Source organism: Spirosoma fluminis, from assembly GCF_054778895.1.
The window spans coordinates 246,757-267,922 of the sequence record NZ_BAAGZD010000013.1 but is presented as its reverse complement, the minus strand read 5'-3'; the positions used below and the strand labels follow the sequence as shown (position 1 = coordinate 267,922).

Annotated in this window: 19 protein-coding genes; 14 read left to right on the top strand and 5 right to left on the bottom strand. The window is 50.4% G+C overall.

All coding sequences use genetic code 11. The features are described 5' to 3' along the window. Positions 1 to 18 precede the first annotated feature (18 nt). From ACYVBJ_RS17070 to rplT, 6 genes are all read left to right on the top strand, one after another. Complete coding sequence (locus ACYVBJ_RS17070) at positions 19 to 915, top strand: class I SAM-dependent methyltransferase (protein WP_460983508.1); 897 nt, start codon at positions 19 to 21, stop codon at positions 913 to 915. Positions 916 to 935: 20 nt separating this feature from the next. Then, complete coding sequence (locus tag ACYVBJ_RS17065) at positions 936 to 2,255, top strand: tetratricopeptide repeat protein (RefSeq protein WP_460983507.1); 1,320 nt, start codon at positions 936 to 938, stop codon at positions 2,253 to 2,255. 136 nt (positions 2,256 to 2,391) lie between these two features. After that, positions 2,392 to 4,335, top strand: coding sequence for a threonine--tRNA ligase (gene thrS, locus ACYVBJ_RS17060; RefSeq protein WP_460983506.1), 1,944 nt, complete (start codon positions 2,392 to 2,394; stop codon positions 4,333 to 4,335). 195 nt (positions 4,336 to 4,530) lie between these two features. After that, on the top strand, positions 4,531 to 5,088 hold the full coding sequence (gene infC / locus ACYVBJ_RS17055; RefSeq protein ID WP_460983505.1) for a translation initiation factor IF-3: 558 nt from the start codon (positions 4,531 to 4,533) through the stop codon (positions 5,086 to 5,088). 262 nt (positions 5,089 to 5,350) lie between these two features. After that, complete coding sequence (gene rpmI / locus ACYVBJ_RS17050) at positions 5,351 to 5,545, top strand: 50S ribosomal protein L35 (protein WP_381524364.1); 195 nt, start codon at positions 5,351 to 5,353, stop codon at positions 5,543 to 5,545. A gap of 104 nt (positions 5,546 to 5,649) precedes the next feature. Beyond that, positions 5,650 to 5,994 carry a 50S ribosomal protein L20 gene (gene rplT, locus ACYVBJ_RS17045; protein ID WP_460983504.1) on the top strand — a complete coding sequence of 115 codons (345 nt, stop codon included), beginning with the start codon at positions 5,650 to 5,652 and terminating at the stop codon, positions 5,992 to 5,994. Between the two features lie 111 nt (positions 5,995 to 6,105). On the opposite strand, the gene ACYVBJ_RS17040 is transcribed toward rplT, so the two are convergent. Further along, complete coding sequence (locus ACYVBJ_RS17040; RefSeq protein WP_460983503.1) at positions 6,106 to 6,531, bottom strand: nuclease A inhibitor family protein; 426 nt, start codon at positions 6,529 to 6,531, stop codon at positions 6,106 to 6,108. Between the two features lie 141 nt (positions 6,532 to 6,672). On the opposite strand from ACYVBJ_RS17040, the gene ACYVBJ_RS17035 reads away from it, so the two are divergent. The 4 genes from ACYVBJ_RS17035 to ACYVBJ_RS17020 all read left to right on the top strand — a co-directional run bounded on the left by ACYVBJ_RS17035 (position 6,673) and on the right by ACYVBJ_RS17020 (position 11,917). Beyond that, positions 6,673 to 7,224: a hypothetical protein gene (locus ACYVBJ_RS17035; protein WP_460983502.1), complete on the top strand. Its 552-nt coding sequence runs from the start codon at positions 6,673 to 6,675 to the stop codon at positions 7,222 to 7,224. Between the two features lie 288 nt (positions 7,225 to 7,512). After that, a complete protein-coding gene (dnaK, locus tag ACYVBJ_RS17030; RefSeq protein WP_460983501.1) occupies positions 7,513 to 9,441 on the top strand; it encodes a molecular chaperone DnaK in 1,929 nt (642 codons plus the stop codon). Positions 9,442 to 9,650: 209 nt separating this feature from the next. Continuing rightward, positions 9,651 to 10,811 carry a zinc-dependent alcohol dehydrogenase gene (locus ACYVBJ_RS17025; RefSeq protein ID WP_460983500.1) on the top strand — a complete coding sequence of 387 codons (1,161 nt, stop codon included), beginning with the start codon at positions 9,651 to 9,653 and terminating at the stop codon, positions 10,809 to 10,811. A 56-nt stretch (positions 10,812 to 10,867) separates the two neighbouring features. Next, the gene (locus ACYVBJ_RS17020; RefSeq protein ID WP_460983499.1) at positions 10,868 to 11,917 is read left to right on the top strand and encodes an SDR family NAD(P)-dependent oxidoreductase; all 1,050 of its coding nucleotides are present in this window, start codon (positions 10,868 to 10,870) and stop codon (positions 11,915 to 11,917) included. 67 nt (positions 11,918 to 11,984) lie between these two features. Here the strand turns inward: ACYVBJ_RS17020 and ACYVBJ_RS17015 are convergent, their stop codons facing one another. Both ACYVBJ_RS17015 and ACYVBJ_RS17010 read right to left on the bottom strand, forming a co-directional pair. Then, positions 11,985 to 12,560 (bottom strand): DUF4142 domain-containing protein, encoded by a 576-nt coding sequence (locus ACYVBJ_RS17015; RefSeq protein ID WP_460983498.1) that lies wholly within the window; start codon positions 12,558 to 12,560, stop codon positions 11,985 to 11,987. 82 nt (positions 12,561 to 12,642) lie between these two features. Beyond that, positions 12,643 to 12,999 carry a hypothetical protein gene (locus ACYVBJ_RS17010; protein WP_460983497.1) on the bottom strand — a complete coding sequence of 119 codons (357 nt, stop codon included), beginning with the start codon at positions 12,997 to 12,999 and terminating at the stop codon, positions 12,643 to 12,645. A 154-nt stretch (positions 13,000 to 13,153) separates the two neighbouring features. Here ACYVBJ_RS17010 and parS point away from each other — a divergent pair, with 154 nt between their 5' ends. The 4 genes from parS to ACYVBJ_RS16990 all read left to right on the top strand — a co-directional run bounded on the left by parS (position 13,154) and on the right by ACYVBJ_RS16990 (position 18,405). Then, on the top strand, positions 13,154 to 13,534 hold the full coding sequence (gene parS / locus ACYVBJ_RS17005) for a type II RES/Xre toxin-antitoxin system antitoxin (protein WP_460979490.1): 381 nt from the start codon (positions 13,154 to 13,156) through the stop codon (positions 13,532 to 13,534). Positions 13,535 to 13,563: 29 nt separating this feature from the next. Further along, positions 13,564 to 14,013 (top strand): RES family NAD+ phosphorylase, encoded by a 450-nt coding sequence (locus tag ACYVBJ_RS17000; protein ID WP_460983496.1) that lies wholly within the window; start codon positions 13,564 to 13,566, stop codon positions 14,011 to 14,013. Positions 14,014 to 14,275: 262 nt separating this feature from the next. Continuing rightward, positions 14,276 to 16,789, top strand: coding sequence for a DNA gyrase subunit A (gene gyrA, locus ACYVBJ_RS16995; protein ID WP_460983495.1), 2,514 nt, complete (start codon positions 14,276 to 14,278; stop codon positions 16,787 to 16,789). Between the two features lie 146 nt (positions 16,790 to 16,935). Then, a complete protein-coding gene (locus tag ACYVBJ_RS16990) occupies positions 16,936 to 18,405 on the top strand; it encodes a tetratricopeptide repeat protein (protein ID WP_460983494.1) in 1,470 nt (489 codons plus the stop codon). A gap of 918 nt (positions 18,406 to 19,323) precedes the next feature. Here the strand turns inward: ACYVBJ_RS16990 and ACYVBJ_RS16985 are convergent. Together ACYVBJ_RS16985 and ACYVBJ_RS16980 are read right to left on the bottom strand one after the other, a co-directional pair. Beyond that, positions 19,324 to 19,794 (bottom strand): helix-turn-helix transcriptional regulator, encoded by a 471-nt coding sequence (locus ACYVBJ_RS16985; protein ID WP_460983493.1) that lies wholly within the window; start codon positions 19,792 to 19,794, stop codon positions 19,324 to 19,326. Positions 19,795 to 19,979: 185 nt separating this feature from the next. Next, on the bottom strand, positions 19,980 to 20,795 hold the full coding sequence (locus tag ACYVBJ_RS16980; RefSeq protein ID WP_460983492.1) for a 2,3,4,5-tetrahydropyridine-2,6-dicarboxylate N-succinyltransferase: 816 nt from the start codon (positions 20,793 to 20,795) through the stop codon (positions 19,980 to 19,982). Between the last annotated feature and the right edge of the window lie 371 nt (positions 20,796 to 21,166).

The window sequence follows — 21,166 nt, the reverse complement described above, 5'->3', positions numbered from 1 at the left end:
GGTTTTCGCGTTTTACTTATGACTGACATTCAACTGATTACCCCCGCCCCCTGGACCCAGTACGAGCTGATTGACACGGGTGGTTTCCAGAAACTGGAGCGGTTCGGCGAGTATATACTGTCCCGGCCGGAACCCCAGGCGATCTGGGATAAATCCTTATCCGAGTCGGAGTGGGAACGGCAGGCACACGCCATTTTTCGGCGCGACCGCCAGTCACCCGAGCGGGGTGACTGGCAAACAAAGCCGACCATGCGCGATCCGTGGTCTGTATCGTTTCGGCAGGGTAACCTAAACCTCACGTTCAAGCTTGCGCTGACTACGTTCAAACACGTTGGTCTGTTTCCCGAACAGGCCAACAACTGGATGTATATCGACCAGAAGATCAACGCCCTCAAGGCCCATGTGCCGCGGCCCAAAGTGCTGAACCTGTTCGCCTACACGGGGGGAGCTTCGCTGGCCGCCCGCCAGGCCGGGGCCGACGTAACGCACGTCGATGCGGTGAAACCCGTCATCAGCTGGGCGCGGGAAAACATGGATCAGAGTAAGTTAGATAATATCCGCTGGGTTGTAGAAGATGCCGTGAAGTTTGTCCGGCGGGAAGTGCGCCGGGGCAATCGCTACAACGGCCTCATCCTCGACCCGCCCGCCTATGGCCGGGGCCCGGATGGGGAAAAGTGGGTGCTCGACGAACACCTGAACGATCTGCTGAAATCCTGCGTGGAGATCCTGGAGCAGGACCACTTCTTTTTCGTAATCAATCTGTACTCGCTGGGATTCTCGTCGCTTATTCTGGAAAACCTGATGCAGCAAACCTTTCGTCAGGTGCCAAACCCGGAGTGGGGCGAATTAGTCATGAACGATTCGGCCCGAAAACGCTTGCCCCTGGGCGTATTTTATCGGTTTGCATCGGCTTGAAACCGTATCTTTGTCAGTCTATGAACGAGCGAAAAGCGGAAATAGTGAATAAGAACGCCGAATCGGAGCGAAAGGCGGAGTACGGTCACCGAATCGGAGTGAACCTAATGGCTTCGCTCCGATTCGGCGTTCCGATTCGCTCATTCACTCTTTCACTCTTTGTTTTGTTTCTCTTATCGAGTTGTGGAGATGACAACCGGCAAACCGCGCGTATTCCGGATTTTCCAAAGCCCGGCGACAGCAGCCGCACGGAGGGCGCTTTGCGGGCCTTAACACAGGCCATCAATCAGTCGTCGCCCGCGTCGGCCTATGCCAAGCGAGCCATACTCTTACTGACCATGGGCCGGTACGCCGAAGCGCTGGCCGACATCGAAGAAGCCATCGACCGGAACGACAACGCCGGTTCGTATTATTTAACCCGCGCCCAGATCCTGCGCGCTTTGCAGCAACCCGCCAAAGCGCTCGAGAATGCCCAACGCGCCGAAATATTAGGGGTTGAGACCCCTGAACTGTATACGTTGCTGGGGGATTTACTCCAACAGCAGAACCAATTCGACAAAGCACGGCTGTACGTTGCCAAGGCTCTTCAGATGGCTCCGTATGACGGAGAAGCCTATTTTTTCAACGGACTGATGACCGCCCGGCAAGGCGATACGGCGCAGGCCTTGGTGCTCTACCAGCAATCATTACGGCTCAAACCCCGCTATCTGGAAACCTATAACCAACTGGCGTCGATTTACCGATCCCTGGGTGATCTGAATGCTGCGATGACCTATAACGGGCAGGCACTGGCGTATTTTCCGAATAACGCAAAGCTTTATTTCGGCCGGGGCCTGATTTATCACGCGTGGGGTCAGCTTGATAGCGCCATGACGTGCTACCAGCAAACTATTAAGCGGCAGCCGACGTATTATCAGGCGTATTTCCAGGCGGGGCTAATCAACCAGAAATACCGAAACTATTACGCAGCTCTGATCAATTACCAGCGGGTGCAGCAGCTACGTCCGCAGTTTCCGCGTATCGATACGTACATTGGCTACTGCCACGAGCAGATGGGGCAGTTCGACTTAGCGATTGCAGCCTATACCAAAGCCAGTCAGCAAAATGCCGCCGACCGACAGGCCACGGCGGGGTTATGGCGCTCCCAGCGACGGCAGTATGCTCAAAATTCGTATAACCCCTTATTTTTGCCGAATGAGTCCGTTCAGCCACTGCCCTCAACGGCGAGTCGACCGGTTCTCGATACCACCCGGGTGCGAATCTCAACCATTCAACCCAAAACGCGCGTCGTGACCAGCGAGAGCGATTCATTACGTCGAACGATTAAACCAATAAACTGATTTGTGATGTATACGATCAGGGCTTTTTACGGGAAAGGCAGTGGCTTTACCCCAAAATCAGCGCATCGTAACTCGTAAATAAAGTAGCTTACAGTTGTAGGTAAGCTGCGGGTGCCCACAAATAACCAATACACAAATGATTGCGCAGGACGAACAAATCCGCGTAACGCTGCCCGACGGGAGCGTACGGCAATATCCCAAAGGAAGTACCGGGGTCGATATTGCCACCCAAATCAGTGAAGGGCTGGCGCGTAATGTGCTGGCCGCCAAGGTCAACGGCAAGGTGCAGGACGCTACGCTGCCGATTGAGGAAGATGCCAACGTGCAGCTTCTGACCTGGAACGATGCCGAAGGAAAGGCCACGTTCTGGCACTCGTCGGCGCATTTGCTGGCCGAAGCACTCGAAGCCCTCTATCCGGGCGTCAAGTTCGGCATCGGTCCGGCGATCGAAACGGGTTTCTATTACGACGTTGACCTGAATGGCCAATCGTTCTCGCAGGAAGACTTCAAAAAAGTAGAAGACAAAATGCTGGAGTTGGCCCGCCAGAAACAGCAGTATGTACGTAAGCCCATGAGCAAGGCTGATGCCATCGCTTATTTCGACCAGAAAGGCGATCCGTACAAGCTCGACCTGCTCGACGGACTCGAAGATGGGACGATTACGTTTTATACCCAGGGGGATTTCACAGATCTGTGTCGGGGTCCCCATATTCCGAATACGGGGTTTATTAAAGCGGCCAAGATCATGAACGTGGCCGGGGCCTACTGGCGCGGCAACGAAAAAAATAAACAGCTCACCCGGATTTACGCCGTTACGTATCCGAAGCAGAAGGAACTCGACGAGTACCTGTATGTGCTCGAAGAAGCCAAAAAACGGGATCACCGCAAACTGGGTAAGGAACTGGAACTGTTCGCGTTTTCGGAGCGGGTAGGGCAGGGTCTGCCCCTTTGGCTACCCAAAGGAACCATGCTGCGCGAACGGCTGGAGAATTTCTTGCGCAGAGCACAGGTGCGAGCGGGTTATCAGCAGGTTGTAACCCCCCACATCGGCAGCAAGCAGTTGTACGTAACGTCGGGTCACTGGGAGAAATACGGGGAAGATTCGTTCCAGCCGATTAAGACGCCCGACCCGAACGAGGAGTTCCTGCTGAAGCCCATGAACTGCCCGCACCACTGCGAAATTTACAAGACCAAGCCTCGCTCGTACCGGGATCTGCCGCTTCGGCTGGCCGAGTTCGGCACAGTGTATCGCTACGAACAGTCGGGTGAGCTGCACGGCCTGACGCGGGTACGTGGGTTTACGCAGGATGATGCGCACATCTTCTGTCGGCCCGACCAGGTGAAAGACGAGTTCATGAAGGTGATCGACCTGGTGCTGTACGTATTTAAATCGCTTGGGTTCAGCGATTACAGCGCGCAGATATCGTTACGTGATCCGGAAAATAAAACCAAATACATTGGCTCCGACGATCTGTGGGAGAAAGCCGAATCGGCCATTGTGGAAGCGGCCGCCGAGAAAGGGCTCCGCACGGTAACCGAGCTGGGCGAAGCGGCTTTCTACGGGCCTAAGCTCGACTTCATGGTTCGCGATGCGCTGGGCCGGAAGTGGCAGCTTGGTACCATTCAGGTCGATTATAATTTACCGAATCGGTTTGAGCTTGAATACATTGGCGCTGACAACCAGAAGCACCGCCCCGTAATGATTCACCGGGCGCCCTTCGGGTCGATGGAGCGGTTTATTGCGATTCTGATCGAGAACACGGCTGGTAATTTCCCGCTTTGGCTGTCGCCCGAACAGATTGCGATCCTGCCGATTTCAGAGAAGTACGAAGCCTACGCCAACGATTTGTTCTTTTCCCTGCAGGAGCATGACATCCGTGGCGTGGTCGATCTGCGCGACGAAAAAATCGGCCGCAAAATCCGCGATGCCGAAGTCAACAAAGTGCCGTATATGCTTATTGTGGGCGAAAAAGAAGCCGCCGAAGGCAAGGTTTCGGTTCGGCGCAAAGGCCAGGGAGACCTGGGCAGCATGAGCGTTGAGGAGTTTGTTAAAACCTTCCAGGCCGAAGTGAAGATATAATAGATAGGGAACGCATATTTAGTGCAGGATGGACTGACACCCGGGTCTTGCTGTAGCGTCAGTTCATCCTGAATAGAATCCGGCCGGGTAAACTGCGGTCAAACTTGCACTGAATCTGTATTTTCAATAGCTTCCCGAACTTTTTAACAGCCTGTACGTTATCCAAGCGATTTTCAGTTACACTAAACATAATCTATGGCATTACCCCAGCGCAGACCACCCCGTCGCGTGGTTGAAGAACCTTACAAAGTCAATGAGCGCATCCTGGCCCGCGAAGTGCGGGTGGTCGGTGAAAATGTAGAGCAGGGAATCTACGACATTAACAAGGCGCAGGCCTTGGCTAAGGCGCAGAATCTCGACCTCGTCGAGGTATCGCCCAACGCCGTGCCGCCCGTCTGCCGTATTGTCGATTATTCGAAGTTCAAGTACGAGCAGAAAAAGAAGCAGAAAGAAATCAAGGCGAATGCCACCAAAGTTGTCATCAAGGAGATCCGATTCGGGCCGAATACCGATGACCACGACTTCGAGTTCAAGCTGAAGCACGCCATCAACTTCCTGAAAGAAGGGGCCAAGGTGAAGGCCTACGTGCAGTTCGTGGGCCGGGCCATTGTGTTCAAAGACCGCGGATTTCAACTGTTGGAACGGTTCTCGAAGGGACTGGAAGAATACGGTAAAATTGAAGCGGAGCCGAAGCTGGAAGGCAAACGGATGACGATATTTTTAACGCCGAAGGTTGCTACGGTAAAGAAATAAGTTTCTTTACCCGGCAGCGCCGACCGCAGTTTACCTCTGTGCCCTTGGCTGTATAGCATCAACGGAACAGCAAATCCCAGCCTGACCAGCCATCAAGGTTGTCAGACTGGGATTTGCTGTTCCTTCAGAATGCCGGTTTAGAACTGCTTGCTCTACGCAGTCTATTCGTGCGAAGAAGACCGAATGACATGCCGTTTTTCTGCGGTTTTTTCGTATCTTTGCGGCCTGTTTACTTAAATTTTCACGAAAGCGGGTTACGATAATGCCTAAAGTAAAAACCAATTCGGCGGCCAAGAAGCGTTTTAAGCTGACCGGCACCGGAAAAATTAAGCGGAAGCACGCCTTCCATAGTCACATCCTGACGAAAAAAACAACCAAGCAGAAGCGCAATCTAGTGCACGACACGCTGGTTAATGGTTCTGACGAGCGTCGCATCAAAGCGTTGTTGAACGTCTAAGAACAAAGAAAAGACGCGGTTGCGTCTTGGTTTCACGTTTCACCCGATTACTGGCTTTTAAGCGCCTGTCAGCCGGTCGCCAGTCGTCAAAAAACAATTAATGTATGCCACGTTCCGTCAATCACGTTGCCTCACGGGCGCGTCGGAAAAAAGTAATGAAGCTGGCCAAAGGATTTTTTGGTCGGCGTAAAAATGTTTGGACGGTTGCTAAGAACGCCGTCGAAAAAGGCTTAGGGTACGCCTACCGCGACCGCCGGGCCAAGAAGCGGGATTTCCGGGGTCTCTGGATTCAACGGATCAACGCGGGTGCCCGGATCAACGGCATGTCGTATTCGGCGCTGATGGGTGCACTGAATAAATCAGGCATCGAACTCAACCGCAAAGTACTGGCCGATCTGGCCATGAACCACCCGGAAGCATTTGCCGCCGTTGTGGAACAAGTGAAGTAAACAGAACAAGTAGGTAGAAGCGAGGAGATCGGAGTGAGAATGCAGATGTCGTCTATGTAAGATGCATCAGCCATTCTCACTTCGATCTCCTCGCTTCTTTTTACTCGTATCCTATGTCTGCACGATTTTAGTTTTTATCCCCACCCGTTCACCGTTGGCTTGTCGGCCGAGCAGATACACGTCAATCTCGGTTTCGCCAACGCGAAACACCTGCCGTACGCTCAGTTCGCTTTCCATCACCTGTCTTATCTGCTGAAACTTAGCCGTGCGCGCTTTTTCTTCGTCGTCATACCAGGCTTCGTCGGTACTAACCGGCTCCCAGAACTCTGTTTCCGGAATTTCTTCTACGTAAATCGAGGGGGGGAGCAGCTGCCAGTCTTTGATCTGGCTAACGGTTAAGGGTTCGGCTTGTCGCAGGTAGCAGGTCACTACGTCAACCGGCTCATCCGATTCACCGGGATAATACAGATCAACCAGCAACGGACGGAGCTGTTCTTCGACAGTCTGACCGTTACGTTCATCGGATTCGTTCGTCATAGGGTAGTTTTGAATGGCAAGAAGTGCTAGTTGACTGCAAACTTATCAATTTCGTTCAACAGCGCTGTTAACGACGCTGAATCTACTCCCGGTTAAACAATTTGGTTTGCTTTCAACTTAAACTATAAAAACAATACGAATATGTTTGAAACCCTTATGAACCTGGTTCAGCAGCAGGCGGGACAGGCGGTCGTTAATAATCCGGCCATTCCGAACGAACAAAACGATAACGTAATGCAAACCGTGACCAGCAGCATCCTGAGCGGTCTGGGTCAGCAGGCGCAGGGGGGCGGGTTGGGTAATCTACTCGGTATGGTTGTCAATGGGGGCAGTAACGTGCACGAGAGTCCGGTGACAAGCGGTGTTCAGCAGCATGTCGAACAAAACCTGATGCAGAAGCTGGGTATTTCGCCCCAGGTGGCTATGTCGATAGCTTCGGCGGTAGTGCCGATCGTGCTCAGCAAACTTATGCACAAAGCCTCTGATCCGAACGACAACAGCGTAGACGGAAACAGCATCATGGGTGCCGCAACCGGTCAGCAGGGTACCGACTGGATGGGCATGGCCTCGTCGGCGATGGCCGATGGGAAACTGGATATGAATGATTTGATGCGGACAATGGGTGGTGGCGGTAACCAACAGTCAGGCGGTGGCCTTGGTGGTATGCTGGGCGGTCTGTTCGGTGGTCGATAACACTATAAAGATAGTTACCAGTACGCAGTGAACAGACTCCCGTTGGGCACGACTCAGCGGGAGTTCTGCTTTTGAGGGAATTGAGGTTATCGTTACGTGTTTTCTGCCACGTATCGGGACTTGATTATGTCTCTAAACGTCATTATGGCCCATCCAGTCAGGTTATTCTGCCAATCTGACAGCAAACCGAACAAATTAGCCCGCTGGCATTTGTATTGATAGATAGGTGATGTCTGTCAGTTAACAACCGCTGCAACAAGAAGCTAAACCACTATTGAATTAGTAACTATGGGAAAGATTATTGGTATTGACTTAGGAACCACGAACTCGTGCGTGGCCGTCATGGAAGGGAACGAGCCGGTCGTTATTCCAAACAGTGAAGGTGCCCGGACGACTCCGTCAGTGGTGGCATTTATGGATAATGGCAACGGCGAACGTAAAGTGGGTGCTCCAGCGAAACGCCAGGCCATCACCAACCCGAAAAACACAATTTCTTCGATTAAGCGTTTCATGGGTAAACGCTTTAATGAAGTAACGAACGAGACTAAAAACGTCGCTTACGACGTAGAGAACGGCCCGAACGCTACGCCCCGTGTGCGCATTGGCGACCGTCAATATACACCTCAGGAAATTTCGGCCCTGATTCTGCAAAAGATGAAGCAGACAGCCGAAGATTACCTGGGCCAAACCGTAACCGAAGCCGTTATTACGGTACCGGCTTACTTTAACGATGCCGAGCGTCAGGCCACCAAAGAGGCAGGTCAGATTGCGGGTCTCGACGTAAAACGGATCATCAACGAACCGACCGCAGCCGCGCTGGCCTACGGTTTAGACAAAACAAACCACGATCAGAAAATCGCCGTATTCGACCTGGGTGGCGGTACGTTCGATATTTCGATTCTGGAACTGGGCGATGGCGTGTTCGAGGTAAAATCGACCGATGGGGATACGCACCTCGGTGGTGATGACTTCGACCAGGTGATCATTGACTGGCTCGCCGACGAGTTCAAAAAAGATGAAGCTATCGATCTGCGTCAGGACCCAATGGCCCTGCAACGCTTGAAAGAAGCCGCCGAAAAAGCAAAGATCGAACTGTCGAGTTCAAACTCGACCGAGATCAACCTGCCGTACATTATGCCGGTGAACGGTATTCCCAAACACTTGGTACGTACCCTGAGCCGGGCGAAGTTTGAGCAACTGGCCGATTCGTTGATTCAGCGCAGCCTGGAGCCTTGCCGCCGTGCTCTCAAAAACTCGGGTCTGTCGGCCAGCCAAGTCGATGAGGTGATTCTGGTGGGTGGTTCGACCCGGATTCCGAAAGTACAGGAAGAGGTTGAAAAGCTGTTTGGCCGTAAACCATCGAAAGCCGTTAATCCCGACGAAGCGGTAGCTATCGGGGCTGCTGTTCAGGGTGGTGTATTGACGGGTGAAGTGAAAGATGTCCTTTTGCTCGACGTGATCCCGCTCTCACTGGGTATTGAAACGATGGGTGGCGTGTTCACCAAAATGGTCGAAGCGAATACGACCATTCCAAGCAAGAAAGTGGAGGTGTACTCGACAGCTTCGGACAACCAGCCGAGCGTAGAGATCAACATCCTGCAAGGGGAGCGGCCAATGGCGCAGCAAAATCGTCAGTTAGGCCGGTTTATCCTGTCGGATATTCCACCAGCACCGCGCGGTGTTCCACAAATTGAAGTAACCTTCGACGTGGATGCCAACGGTATTCTGAACGTAACGGCCAAAGACAAAGGCACCGGTAAAGAGCAGAAGATCCGGATTGAAGCGTCGAGCGGTCTAACCGAGACGGAAATCAACCGGATGCGCGAAGAAGCCAAAGCCAATGAAGCCGCCGATAAAGCAGAACGCGAAAAAATCGAGAAAGTCAACCAGGCGGACTCGATGATCTTCCAGACGGAGAAGCAGCTGAAAGATTACGGTGACAAACTGTCGGAAGGCAACAAATCGGCGATCGAAGCGGCTCTCGGTCAGTTGCGTACGGCGCACGGTTCGCGCGATGTAGCGGCCATTGATTCGGCTCTCGAAGGACTGAACGCGGCCTGGGCTACGGCTTCGCAGGAACTGTATAACGCGACGAACGGCGCGGGTGCCAACCCAGCGGATGGCACGGCCGGTTTCGACGGTGGCAACACGAACCCTAACCAGGGTCAGCCAGCCGGCGATAACGTATCCGACGTCCCCTACGAAGAAGTGAAGTAATCGAATAGATTCTAGCGAAAAGCCCCTGCTGGTACCGGCGGGGGCTTTTTGCTTTTGCGCAGAAATCACATTTATTACGTACCCCTACGTATCCCACATAGTTGGTAAATTAAACCAAGCGAAGCGAGTGGAAGTTACGGATAGATGCTGGTAGCATGTCCTGAGGTATCCTTGACAGACCAGTTCACGCAACTTTTTCATCGCTTCGTATGAAAGCAGCAGTGTTTCACAAAGTTGGCGACATCCGTTACGAAACCATGGATGACCCCAAAATTGAGCAGTCGCGGGATGTTATCCTGCGCGTTACGTCCACCGCCATCTGCGGCTCCGACCTGCACATTTACGACGGCTTCCTGCCCCAGTTACGTAACGAGGTGCTGGGCCACGAATTTATGGGCATCGTTGAGGAGGTTGGCTCGGAGGTGACCAATCTCAAAAAAGGCGACCGGGTTGTCGTACCTTTTACGATTGCCTGTGGCAAGTGCTATTTCTGTCAGCATCAGCTGCAGATGCACTGCGAAAATTCAAATCCTGAAGCGTACGGACCCGACGGAGGGCTGCTCTCCGAAAAAGGAGGAGGCCTGTTTGGCTATTCCGATCTATACGGCGGCTACAATGGCGGACAGGCACAGTACGTCCGGGTGCCGTTTGCTGATTATGGTCTTCGGCACGTACCCGAACAGCTCAAAGACGAACAGGTGCTGTTTCTATCCGATATTTTCCCGACCGGCTGGAGTTCCATCGAGTGGGGTGAACTGAGCGGGGGCGAAACCGTAGCCATTTTTGGGTCCGGTCCGGTTGGCCTGATGGCGCAGAAATCGGCCTGGCTGCAGGGGGCCGGACGAGTCATTGCCATTGATCCGGTTAACTACCGACTGGAACGGGCCAAGCGGGTCAACAATGTGGAAACGCTGAACCCCAACGAGGTAGACGTAGTGGAGGTGATCCGGAGCATGACCGAAGGGCGGGGCGCTGACCTCTGCGTGGATGCCGTGGGTATGGAAGCCCACCGGTCGGTTCTCGATAAAGCCAAAGCTGTTATCAATCTGGAAAAAGGAACGACCAGCGTACTCGAACAATGCTTCCGGGCGGTGCGTCGGGGCGGTATTGTGTCCGTTGTCGGAGTCTACGGTGCCCCCACCGACAACTACCCAATTGGACGCATCTTCGATAAAGGGCTGACCGTTCGCTACGGGCAGTCGCAGGTACACAAAAATATTGATCACCTGCTGAATCTGGTCGTTGACGGCAAAGTCGTGCTCGACGACATTATTTCGCACGTACTGCCTCTGGAGGAAATCTCGCGGGCCTACGACATTTTTAAGAAGAAAGAAGACGATTGTACAAAAGTGATCCTGAAACCGTTTTAGATCATCTCAATCATCCGGTTTGATCTGGCCCAACGAATGAACTAAACAACTCAACTATGGAAACCAAACAGAATGGAAAAACGGCCTTGATTACGGGAGCCAGCAGCGGCATTGGTCGTGAGCTTACCCGACTGTTCGCCAAAGACGGCTATAACCTGGTGCTGGTTGGGCGCGATGAGGAAGCCCTGCAACAGTCGGCCTATAATTTTCAGAACCAGTACGGCACCCAGACAACGATCATCAGCAAAGACTTATCGGACCCGAAAGCGCCCGACGAAATCTACGCCGACACCAGCCAGCAGGGAATACAGATTGATGTGCTGGTGAACGATGCGGGATTTGGGGAGTACGGCATGTTTGCCACCGAAACCGATCTTCAGAAGGAACTGGATATTGTGCAGGTTAATGCCGTGGCGCTCATGCACCTGACCAAGCTGTATCTAAAAGATATGACCAGCCGGAACGAAGGAAAAATCCTGATGCTCGGTTCCGAAGTATCTGTTGCGCCTAACCCCATGATGGCCGTTTACGGAGCCACGAAAGCATTTATAAAATCGTTTTCGGAGGCCATACGTAACGAACTGAAGGGAACGAATATTACCATTACGGTTTTGATGCCGGGGGCTACGAACACAAATTTCTTTAAAGCCGCCGGAGCAACGGAGGCAAAAGGAGCGGACCCCAACAAAACGGCCGATCCGGCAGCGGTGGCCAAAGAAGGGTATCAGGCGTTGATGAGCGGCAAAGACCACGTAGTGGCAGGTTGGAAAAATAAGCTAACCGTGGCTATGGCGCATGTATTGCCAGATCCGGTTGTTGCGGCCAACGTCCGAAAAGACATGACCCCAAAAGAAGAAGCTGAACAGCAGCAGAAGCAGACCATCGTCATGGCCCTTGCCGTAGGGGCGGCCGTACTCGGCGGTCTGTGGCTGCTGTCGCGCAATCGCTCGTCGGTTATTCCGGTTAGTACGTATGATCGGGCAAAATACCGATACAAAGCGCACAAAGTCGGGATGTCGGCGAAGCATGCACTAGCTTCGGTTACTGATTCCGTCAAGGGAGTGTATCACGATGCCAAAGCTACCGTCGAGGGAGCATTGACGTAAACCAAATACGTTACATACAGAAAATGCCCGGTACATACCGGGCATTTTCTGTATGTAAGCTTCGCGATTACTTCATGCTCTTGTCAATGGTGGTGATCCGTTCGAGGTGCTTTTGCAGCGTGGGCAGGGTTTTTACCGCAAAGGCTTTTACGGCTGGATCGTCTGCATCGTCGGCTGCTTCCTTAAACAATTTGACGTCTTCTTCGTGATCATCGACCATCATATCCACGTACTTTTTGTCGAACTCAGCACCGGATAATCTACTTAATTCATCGACATGCTCCTGGCCTTCTTTGCCCAGCGTGGTTGGCAGGGTGATGTTTTTACTGGCCGCAATCGTTTTCAGTTCGTCGTTGGCTTTTGAGTGATCAGCGATCATCATGGCCGCAAACTCTTTCACCTCGCTGCTCTGGGCTTTTTCGCGGGCAAGCTGGGCCAGTTCCACCTCGAGCATACCACCATTGGCGGCTTTTACCGCGAAATCGTTTGTGTCGTCGCTTTGACCTGTGTCGTTCTGTTCCTTCAGATCATTCGCATCGTGGGCGTTTTCGACACTGTCGTCGCTTGCTTTTTTGTTTTCGTTGCAGGCCTGAAAGCTTAATGTGCTGACGGCCAGGCAAATTGCTAAGGTTATCCGTTTCATAACGTTGATTAACTAGTTGAACGATAATTAACTAAACCATCAGTCGCCGGTAAGGTTTGAGCCGGACGCTGACAATTTCGGCTTACGGGTTACTTTTTGCCGACGCCCGTTTGCCCGACCGAGTGCTTTTTTGGGGAGAGGAACCGGCAGACGTAGCGTTAGCGCTTGATTCTTTCCGATTGGATGAGCCGTCGGGTGAAGCTGATCGGTTCTTTGTTTGTTTCGGCGGTACGTACATATAATCGCGGGAAGCACCTTCATCCGCGATGGTCATGCTCTGCGGATTACTGGCCGCTTTTCGTTTACCGCCGGTTAAATAGCCTGAACCCGTTGAGGCTGTAGACCCACCGCTTTTTCCGCCGGTGGTCGACTGGGCCTGACCGCTGGTAAATACCACTACGGCTAAAAAGGTGACCAGAAAAAAAGGGGTTGGTTTCATAGCATCCAGACGTTGAGTTTGATTATACTAACCACCAAAAGTCGACAAAGGCTGTGATTATCGCTGAATCTGATAAAACGGTAGGGACGAGTCAGGTTGAACCATAAGACAAATTTCTTTGTATTACAGACAAAAGTCGTATGTTTGTATTGCTATGATCCAGGACCGTACTGCCATCGTTCTTTCAGCCCTCAAAGGAATTCCGGCCACCTCATTCTTCGATATCGCCGATTTAACCGGCTACAAGCGTGAGCAGCTGGCCGAAGTGTTCGATACGTCCCTCAAGACCTTCCAGCGCTACGAGCGTGAACAGAAAAAGCTGAATCCGCAGGATAGTGAGAAAGTGCTCAAAATCATGGCGTTATTCCGAACGGGCGAGTTTGTGTTTGGTTCGGCGGATGCCTTTCGACGCTGGATGGATAAACCGGCGTATGGATTAGGCAATCAGATTCCGTTTGACCTGCTGCATACCTCAGGCGGAATTGACCTGGTAATGGATGAGGTCACCCGGATCGAATACGGTGATCTGGCTTAGCAGTCGCTTACTACGGAATCTTTATTTGCATGCTGGTTTATCGGATTACAAAGGCCGTCTACGCGGATCGACTGGCGGCTTCGGGCGGTGCTGCACGCTGGAATAGCCGGGGGCAGTTTGTGATTTATACAGCCGCAACACGGGCGCTGGCCTGTTTAGAGAACGTAGTGCACCGGAGTGGGGAGGGGTTGCTCGACACGTTCCGGGTAATGCTGATTGACGTTCCTGATGAACTTGGCTTCGAAACCATAGAGCCTGATACGTTACCCGCCGACTGGGTTGATTTCCGTCAATACGACGTCTGCCAGCGGATAGGAGGGGAGTGGCTGCGGACTGGCCGCACGGCCCTGCTTCGGGTGCCGTCTGCCATTATCAGCCACGAATGGAATTTTTTACTCAATCCGGCCCATCCGGATTTCGGACGTATCCGGCTCAAGGGAAATGAACCGTTTACCTTCGATCCACGCATCAAATCATAAACGTTTCGCCGGTCATTAACCATAACTGCAGGGATACATTTTTGTTGAAATAGAATTGTATTTCATTTAGATGATACCGGTCGGTTTCATTCCGGTGTTATGAGCCGGATAAATGAGCCAAAAGCGCCGGTTTACGCCTTGTGCGCGTGTATTTACGGTATTATTTCTAGTTCTCCTGAAAATTTTGTATATTTGTCTATACGGCGATATGCGCGTACTGTGCGTGCCGGAATAGTAATTTTCTGCGAAACTCACTTATCACATGGCGGAAGAAAATCCCGACCTCGAAACTCCTAGTAACATTATTCCCATCAACATTGAGGACGAAATGCGCGGTGCCTACATTGATTATTCAATGTCGGTTATTATCTCCCGCGCCTTGCCCGACGTCCGCGACGGCCTTAAGCCAGTGCATCGGCGGGTATTGTTCGGAATGGCTGAACTAGGGGTTAATTACAATAAACCTCATAAAAAATCGGCCCGTATCGTCGGGGAGGTGCTCGGTAAATATCACCCCCACGGCGACTCGTCGGTTTACGATACAATGGTCCGTATGGCCCAGGACTGGTCGCTGCGGTATCCGCTGGTGGACGGGCAGGGAAACTTCGGATCCATCGATGGCGACTCGCCGGCGGCTATGCGGTATACCGAAGCCCGGCTAAAACGGATTGCCGAAGAACTATTAACCGACATCTACAAAGAAACGGTTGATTTCCAGCCCAACTTTGACGACTCGCTTGAAGAGCCGAGCGTGATGCCTGCCAAGCTTCCTAACCTGTTGCTAAACGGTTCGTCGGGGATTGCGGTCGGTATGGCGACCAACATGGCTCCGCATAATCTGACCGAAGTTGTAGATGGTATCATCGCTTATCTCGACAACAACGACATTACGGTAGAGGAGCTGATGCAGTACGTGAAAGCGCCCGATTTTCCTACGGGGGCTACGATCTACGGCATGGAAGGCGTTAAGTCGGCGTTTAAAACCGGTCGTGGCCGGGTAGTGATGCGGGCCAACGCGACCATCGAAGAGAACCGGGGTAAAACGCAGATCATTGTAACGGACGTACCGTACATGGTCAACAAAGCCGTTATGCTCGAAAAGACGGCCGAACTGATCAACGACAAGAAGATCGAAGGCATTACGGCCTTCCGCGACGAGTCGGACCGGGATGGCCTGCGGGTGGTGTACGATCTGCGCAAAGATGCCATTGCGAACGTAGTGCTCAATAACTTATATAAGCACACGGCGTTGCAGTCGTCGTTCAGCATCAACAACGTAGCGCTCGTAAAAGGGCGTCCGATGCTGCTGAACCTGAAAGATATGATGAAGTATTACGTCGAGCACCGGTTCGAGGTAGTTACCCGTCGTACGCAGTATGAGCTTCGCGAAGCCGAGAAGCGGGCGCACATCTTGGAAGGCCTGCTGATTGCGCTTGACAATATTGATGCGGTGATCGAACTGATCCGTTCGTCGCGTGATCCTGAAGTCGCGCGCACCGGCTTAATGGAGCGGTTCTCGCTGAGCGATGTGCAGGCTAAGGCCATCCTGGAGATGCGTCTGCAAAGGCTGACGGGTCTGGAGCGGGATAAGCTGCAGGCCGAGTACGACGAGCTGATGCAGGAAATTGCTGACTACAAAGAAATTCTGGCCAGTGAAGACCGCAAGCGTCAGGTAATCAAAGACGAGCTGGTCGACATCCGTGCCCGTTATGGTGATGCGCGTCGGACGCAGATCAACGCCCTTGGGGACGGTAACATCAGTGACCTGTCGCTGATTGCCGACGAGGACATGGTTATTACCATTTCGCACGAAGGCTACATCAAACGGACACCAACCACCGAATACCGGTCGCAGAGTCGGGGAGGGGTTGGGGCCAAGGCAGCCGCTACCAAAGAGGAAGATTTTACCGAACACCTCTTTACGGCGACTATGCATAATACGTTGCTGGCGTTCACTCAGAAAGGGCGGCTGTACTGGCTGCCGGTATATGAGTTGCCCGAAGGGTCACGGACGGCGAAAGGTCGGCCCCTGGCCAACTTCATCAACATCGAGTCGGACGATAAAGTCCGGGCGGTTATCAACGTATCGGACCTCAAGAACGAGGACTACATCAACAATAACTACATTGTGATGTGTACGCGCCAGGGCACGATCAAGAAAACCATGCTGGAAGCGTTTTCGCGGCCGCGGCAGAACGGCATTATCGCCATTACGATTGATGAAGACGATCAGCTGATCGGCGTTTGCCTGACCAACGGGGACAATGATATTGTCATCGCGTCGAGTGCTGGTAAAGCGGTTCGGTTCCACGAGAGCCGGGTTCGTCCGATGGGACGTACGGCCGCTGGTGTTCGGGGTATCTCGCTGGATGAGGACGATTCAACCGACCACGTAGTCGGTATGGTGTGTATTGCCTCGGCAGATGCCCAACTGCTGGTGGTATCCGAGAAAGGATACGGCAAACGTTCGGACATCGATGGCTATCGGATCACGAACCGGGGCGCAAAAGGCGTCGGTACGTTGAAAGTGACCGAGAAAGTCGGTCGACTGGTGGCCGTGCTTGACGTTGCGGACAATGACGACCTGATGATCATCAACAAATCGGGGATTGCCATCCGGACCCCGGTTGATGCGATCAACGTCATTGGACGTAATACGCAGGGCGTACGGTTAATCAGCCTGCGCGATGGGGATGAAATATCGTCGGTAACTAAGATTAAGCGGGAAGAAGGCGAAGAGGAGACTTTAGCAGGAGAGGAACCCGTTGCCGAATAGATTAGCTGACAATGAGTAGTTTGAGCCGTTGGTTCTGATTTTACGAATCAGGCTGGCGGCTCAAACAATTTAAGGTCGGTCATGCTTATACGGATTGATTCCGTAATTTCGTTTTTGAAAACAATTAACATAATCCCATTTAACACATGAAACCAGTTTTCTTAGTTCTTGTAGCATGTTGCCTGTCCGCGGGCGCACATGCTCAGAACCAACAGGGGCAAGGCCAGGCAGGAGCTGCTGGAGGAGCAGATGCACTCATCATAGAGGGGTACAAGAAGAATAAAGAAAAGAGCGATAAGGATATTGCGGATGCCAAAGCGTCAGCGAAGGCAAGCACTTGGATGGATCGGGCCAAAACCTACCAGGATATTGCGTCGCAGGCCATCCGGCTTGATTCGGCAGCCGCAACGACGGCGTATGAGGCTTATAACAAGGTCATTGAATTAGACAAAGACAAAAAAGGCGGTCCCGGCAAATTGGCTAAGGAAGCTCAGGAAGCGTTGAAGAGCCCTGGTATGTATGGCGCATTCATGCAGCAGGGGGTTGCTAAGTTCCAAAGCAAAAACTACCAGGATGCCATTAAGTCGATGGCTATAGCGGGCGACATAAATCCTAAGGATACGTTAGCCCCTCTGTATACGGCAATCGCTGCCCAGCAGGTTAAAGACAATCCGACCGCGAAAACCCAGTTAGAAAAATATATTGCTGCAGGTGGTAAAGATGCTTCTATCTACGGATCGTTAGCTATGTTATATAGCTCCGACAATGAGGTTGACAAAGCACTGGCCGCGCTGGACAAAGGCATTGCCCTGGCTCCAGGCAACAAAGATCTGTCCAATGAGAAGATCAACATAATGCTACGTACTAACCGGATGGATGAGGCTATCGCTGGTATGAAGCAGATGGTCGAAAAAGATCCGAACAACGTACAGAATCTGGTAAACCTGTCGATTGTATATAACAACATCGCGCAGAAAGATCTGGAAGAACTTCGTAAACTGGAAGCCGAAACCAAAAAAGGAAGCAGCACAGGTAAGCAGCTTGCCGACGCAAAAGGCTTGCTGGATACGTACAACGGAGAGGTAACCCGCTTGGGCGGTTTGATAAAGAAGCAGCCTAAAAACGCTGACTTGAAGCGCCAGCTCGCCGACGTTCAGAAAAAAGCTGCGGATCAGAAAGCGAACATTGCTAAACTGGAGGCTGATGCCAAAGAGGCTGCGGCCAGCGCATCGGGTAATGCTGACAAAGAAAAGCGTCTGGCTGAGTTGAAGCAGAACTACGCAGCGCAAAAAACTCAGGAGAAAGATTACCTGAACAAAGCGTTAGCCATTGACCCGAACAACTACGACGCCAACTTTAACCTGGGAGTTTATTATTTCAACGAAGCGGTTGATATGAAGAAGTCCGTTGATGCAATGGATATGGCTGAGTACAACAAGCGCGGTAAAGAAGTGGACGGGCAGGTTTGTGGTAAGTTTAAACAATCGCTGCCGTACTTTACCAAAGCGAAGTCGGTGAAAGATGAAGCAGATTTAAATGAAAACCTGACAAATCTGCAAAACATCCTGAAGCAATACGAAGAACGTAAAGTGGTTTGCGTAGAGCCTAAGTCATAATAGTAGGGGTCGGTGGGAAACCATCGGCCCTTTATTTGAAAATTCTACTTAACATAATATAAATTATACAACAAAATGTATATCCCTGAAAACCTAGTCAGCAGCCATACGGTAATTACTATTTAATATAGTAGTTAGGTATAACGTGAGAAAGACAGCTCAACCTCTGCATTGGTAGAAGCGTCGGTGATTACAAAAATTGATTGTAGCCAATCTTTGTAGCTGCAAAAAATTGAATAGTGTCAGCAAAGTTCATTTTTTACGATTGCAGACGTTAACTTATCCAACTGTAATTCAGATTTTTAAACACCAATAAGTTTGGCCTGACTAACCAAATACAACATGCGCAGTATGCGGTTACTGGCTACGAAGAAAAATAAGAATTTATACGTGATTTGCTTATTATAACTATTCGGAGCGAGTTGTGAAGCGCGACGCCTGAATATATCTACGCTATCGCTGATGCAAAATTCAATTCATTATAAATGAGTCATATTAAAGGTTGTGATGTTAAATAGTTAAGAACGTTGATTAAACGTATGCAGCGATACGGGTTAATGCAGAAAGTTAGCACGTTTCCTTACGCTATGCACATGTTTTCCACAAGTTATCCACGTGGAACGTTAAAGTCTTGCTTCACAAGGAGTTAGCTCATTCCTCGTAGAAAATGGCTATATGAGCCAGTAAACAAGGTTTTAACCTATTTAAGTAGATGCCAATTAATCTGTAAAATCGGTTAAAGTAAAAATTCAATTTGATTTATTACCCCTTGAAGCTTCGTCAGAGGCATGTGCCTCTGGCAACTAAATAGCTAGTAAAGTTCATTTGCTTCAGTTCGTTATCTATAAATAGACTAATTATGAAATAGTTGACTAAAAACTATAATTGATTGTTAAACTGGGATAACGTAGTATATAATTAACTAGCCGGAGAATATTCACGGAACGATCCATCTGTATAGAAGATAAGAATCCGTTCTATTTTCTTATCAGCCATATTAGCTACAGGAGTTGGTTGAGGAGCGGGCTGAATTTCTTGATGGGGCGGTGCGACAGGCGGAATTTCGTTACGTTGCGAACGGATGATCGTCGGTGCTGGAGGTATATAGGATGTTGGCGACGTATTAAAGCGGTCCGAAGCAGGGCGGCCAGCAAACCTATTGGTGTGGGAAGGTTGATTAACAAGTTGTGGCTCCTCTTCCATTATCCATTCGTAGCCTAATTCTGGGAAACGACGAATTATCTTCTGTATGATATCAAAGCTTGGCCGATTGCGGCCGGATAATATGTGTGATATACTTGACCGCTGTACCCCTATTTCATCAGCGAAATAAGACGGCGTTAAGTTTTTGTCAATCAGAATCTGTTTAATCTTGTCATTTATAGTCATATCTGTATAACTGCGTTAAACCTGTATAGATTACAAATATAAATGATATAAATAAACAATAGAAAATAGCCAGTATAATTATGTAACACAAGGGCGTGTGTAACATTTACATTGTTACACACGCCCTTGTAAATTGACTAAGTATATAATTGACTAATGTATATATGTGTTAGTTAGTTACGGTATTAAACAGAAACGTTATTTTCACGCAAGGCATCATTCAACGATGTTTTCAGATCGGTAGAGGATTTACGCTGACCGATAATTAGGGCACATGGAACGTGGAACTCTCCGGCCGGAAACTGTTTAGTATAGCTGCCGGGAATGACTACTGAGTTAGCAGGAACAAACCCTTTATATTCTACTGGTTTAGTAGCAGTAACGTCAATAATCTTAGAGGAGCCAGTAATCGTAACCCCTGCTCCTAGCACGGCACGTTTACCAATCCGTGCGCCCTCGACAACAATGCACCGTGAACCAATAAATGCACCGTCCTCAATAATGACTGGCGCTGCCTGAGGTGGCTCAAGGACTCCACCAATTCCAACTCCTCCGCTCAGGTGAACGTCCTTACCAATTTGTGCACAACTGCCAACAGTTGCCCAGGTATCAACCATAGTACGTTCGTCAACGTATGCACCAATGTTTACGTAAGATGGCATTAGAATTACACCCGGTGCCTGGAAGGATCCATACCGAGCAACAGCTGGGGGAACGGTTCTCACATTAGCTTCCGCAAAATTTGTCTTCAGAGGAATTTTGTCGTTAAAGGTAAATATGCCGACTTCCTCCGTTTGCATTCGCTGGCTTACGAAATAAAGAAGAATGGCTTTTTTTACCCACTCATTAACGGTCCATTCTCCTGACTCCTCGGTGGGTGGATTTGCTACCCGAAGCTCTCCCCTATCTAATTGGTCTATTATAGTACGAACAATCTGGATTGATCTGGCATCAGCCAATAGTTCACGATTAGCCCAGATGGCTTCTACTTCGTTAATCATTTAAGTAAAGTAATTGTTTATAAATAATGATATAACTACTTGATAAGACCTATTTTATACATTATGACAAAATATTATTTTGAGCTTACAATAACCTTTTATATACTATTAATACTTGTTCCAAAGGTAATAAATAGACGTGTATAGTTGAAATATAAGACTGATTTTCTATAAATGTTTTGCTAGAGCTCAATGGCGCTAACTTCAATGCTAGTCATTAAATGGTTTGATAAGAAAGAGCAGTGAGATGGTTATTCCAGTTCAACAATAGTGTTGGTACAAGAATGATGCCTAAAGATTATGGTTTCTATACAAATATTGTAGACAATAAAAAAACAAGGAGTTTGTGGTAGACTATGCAAGGCACTGTG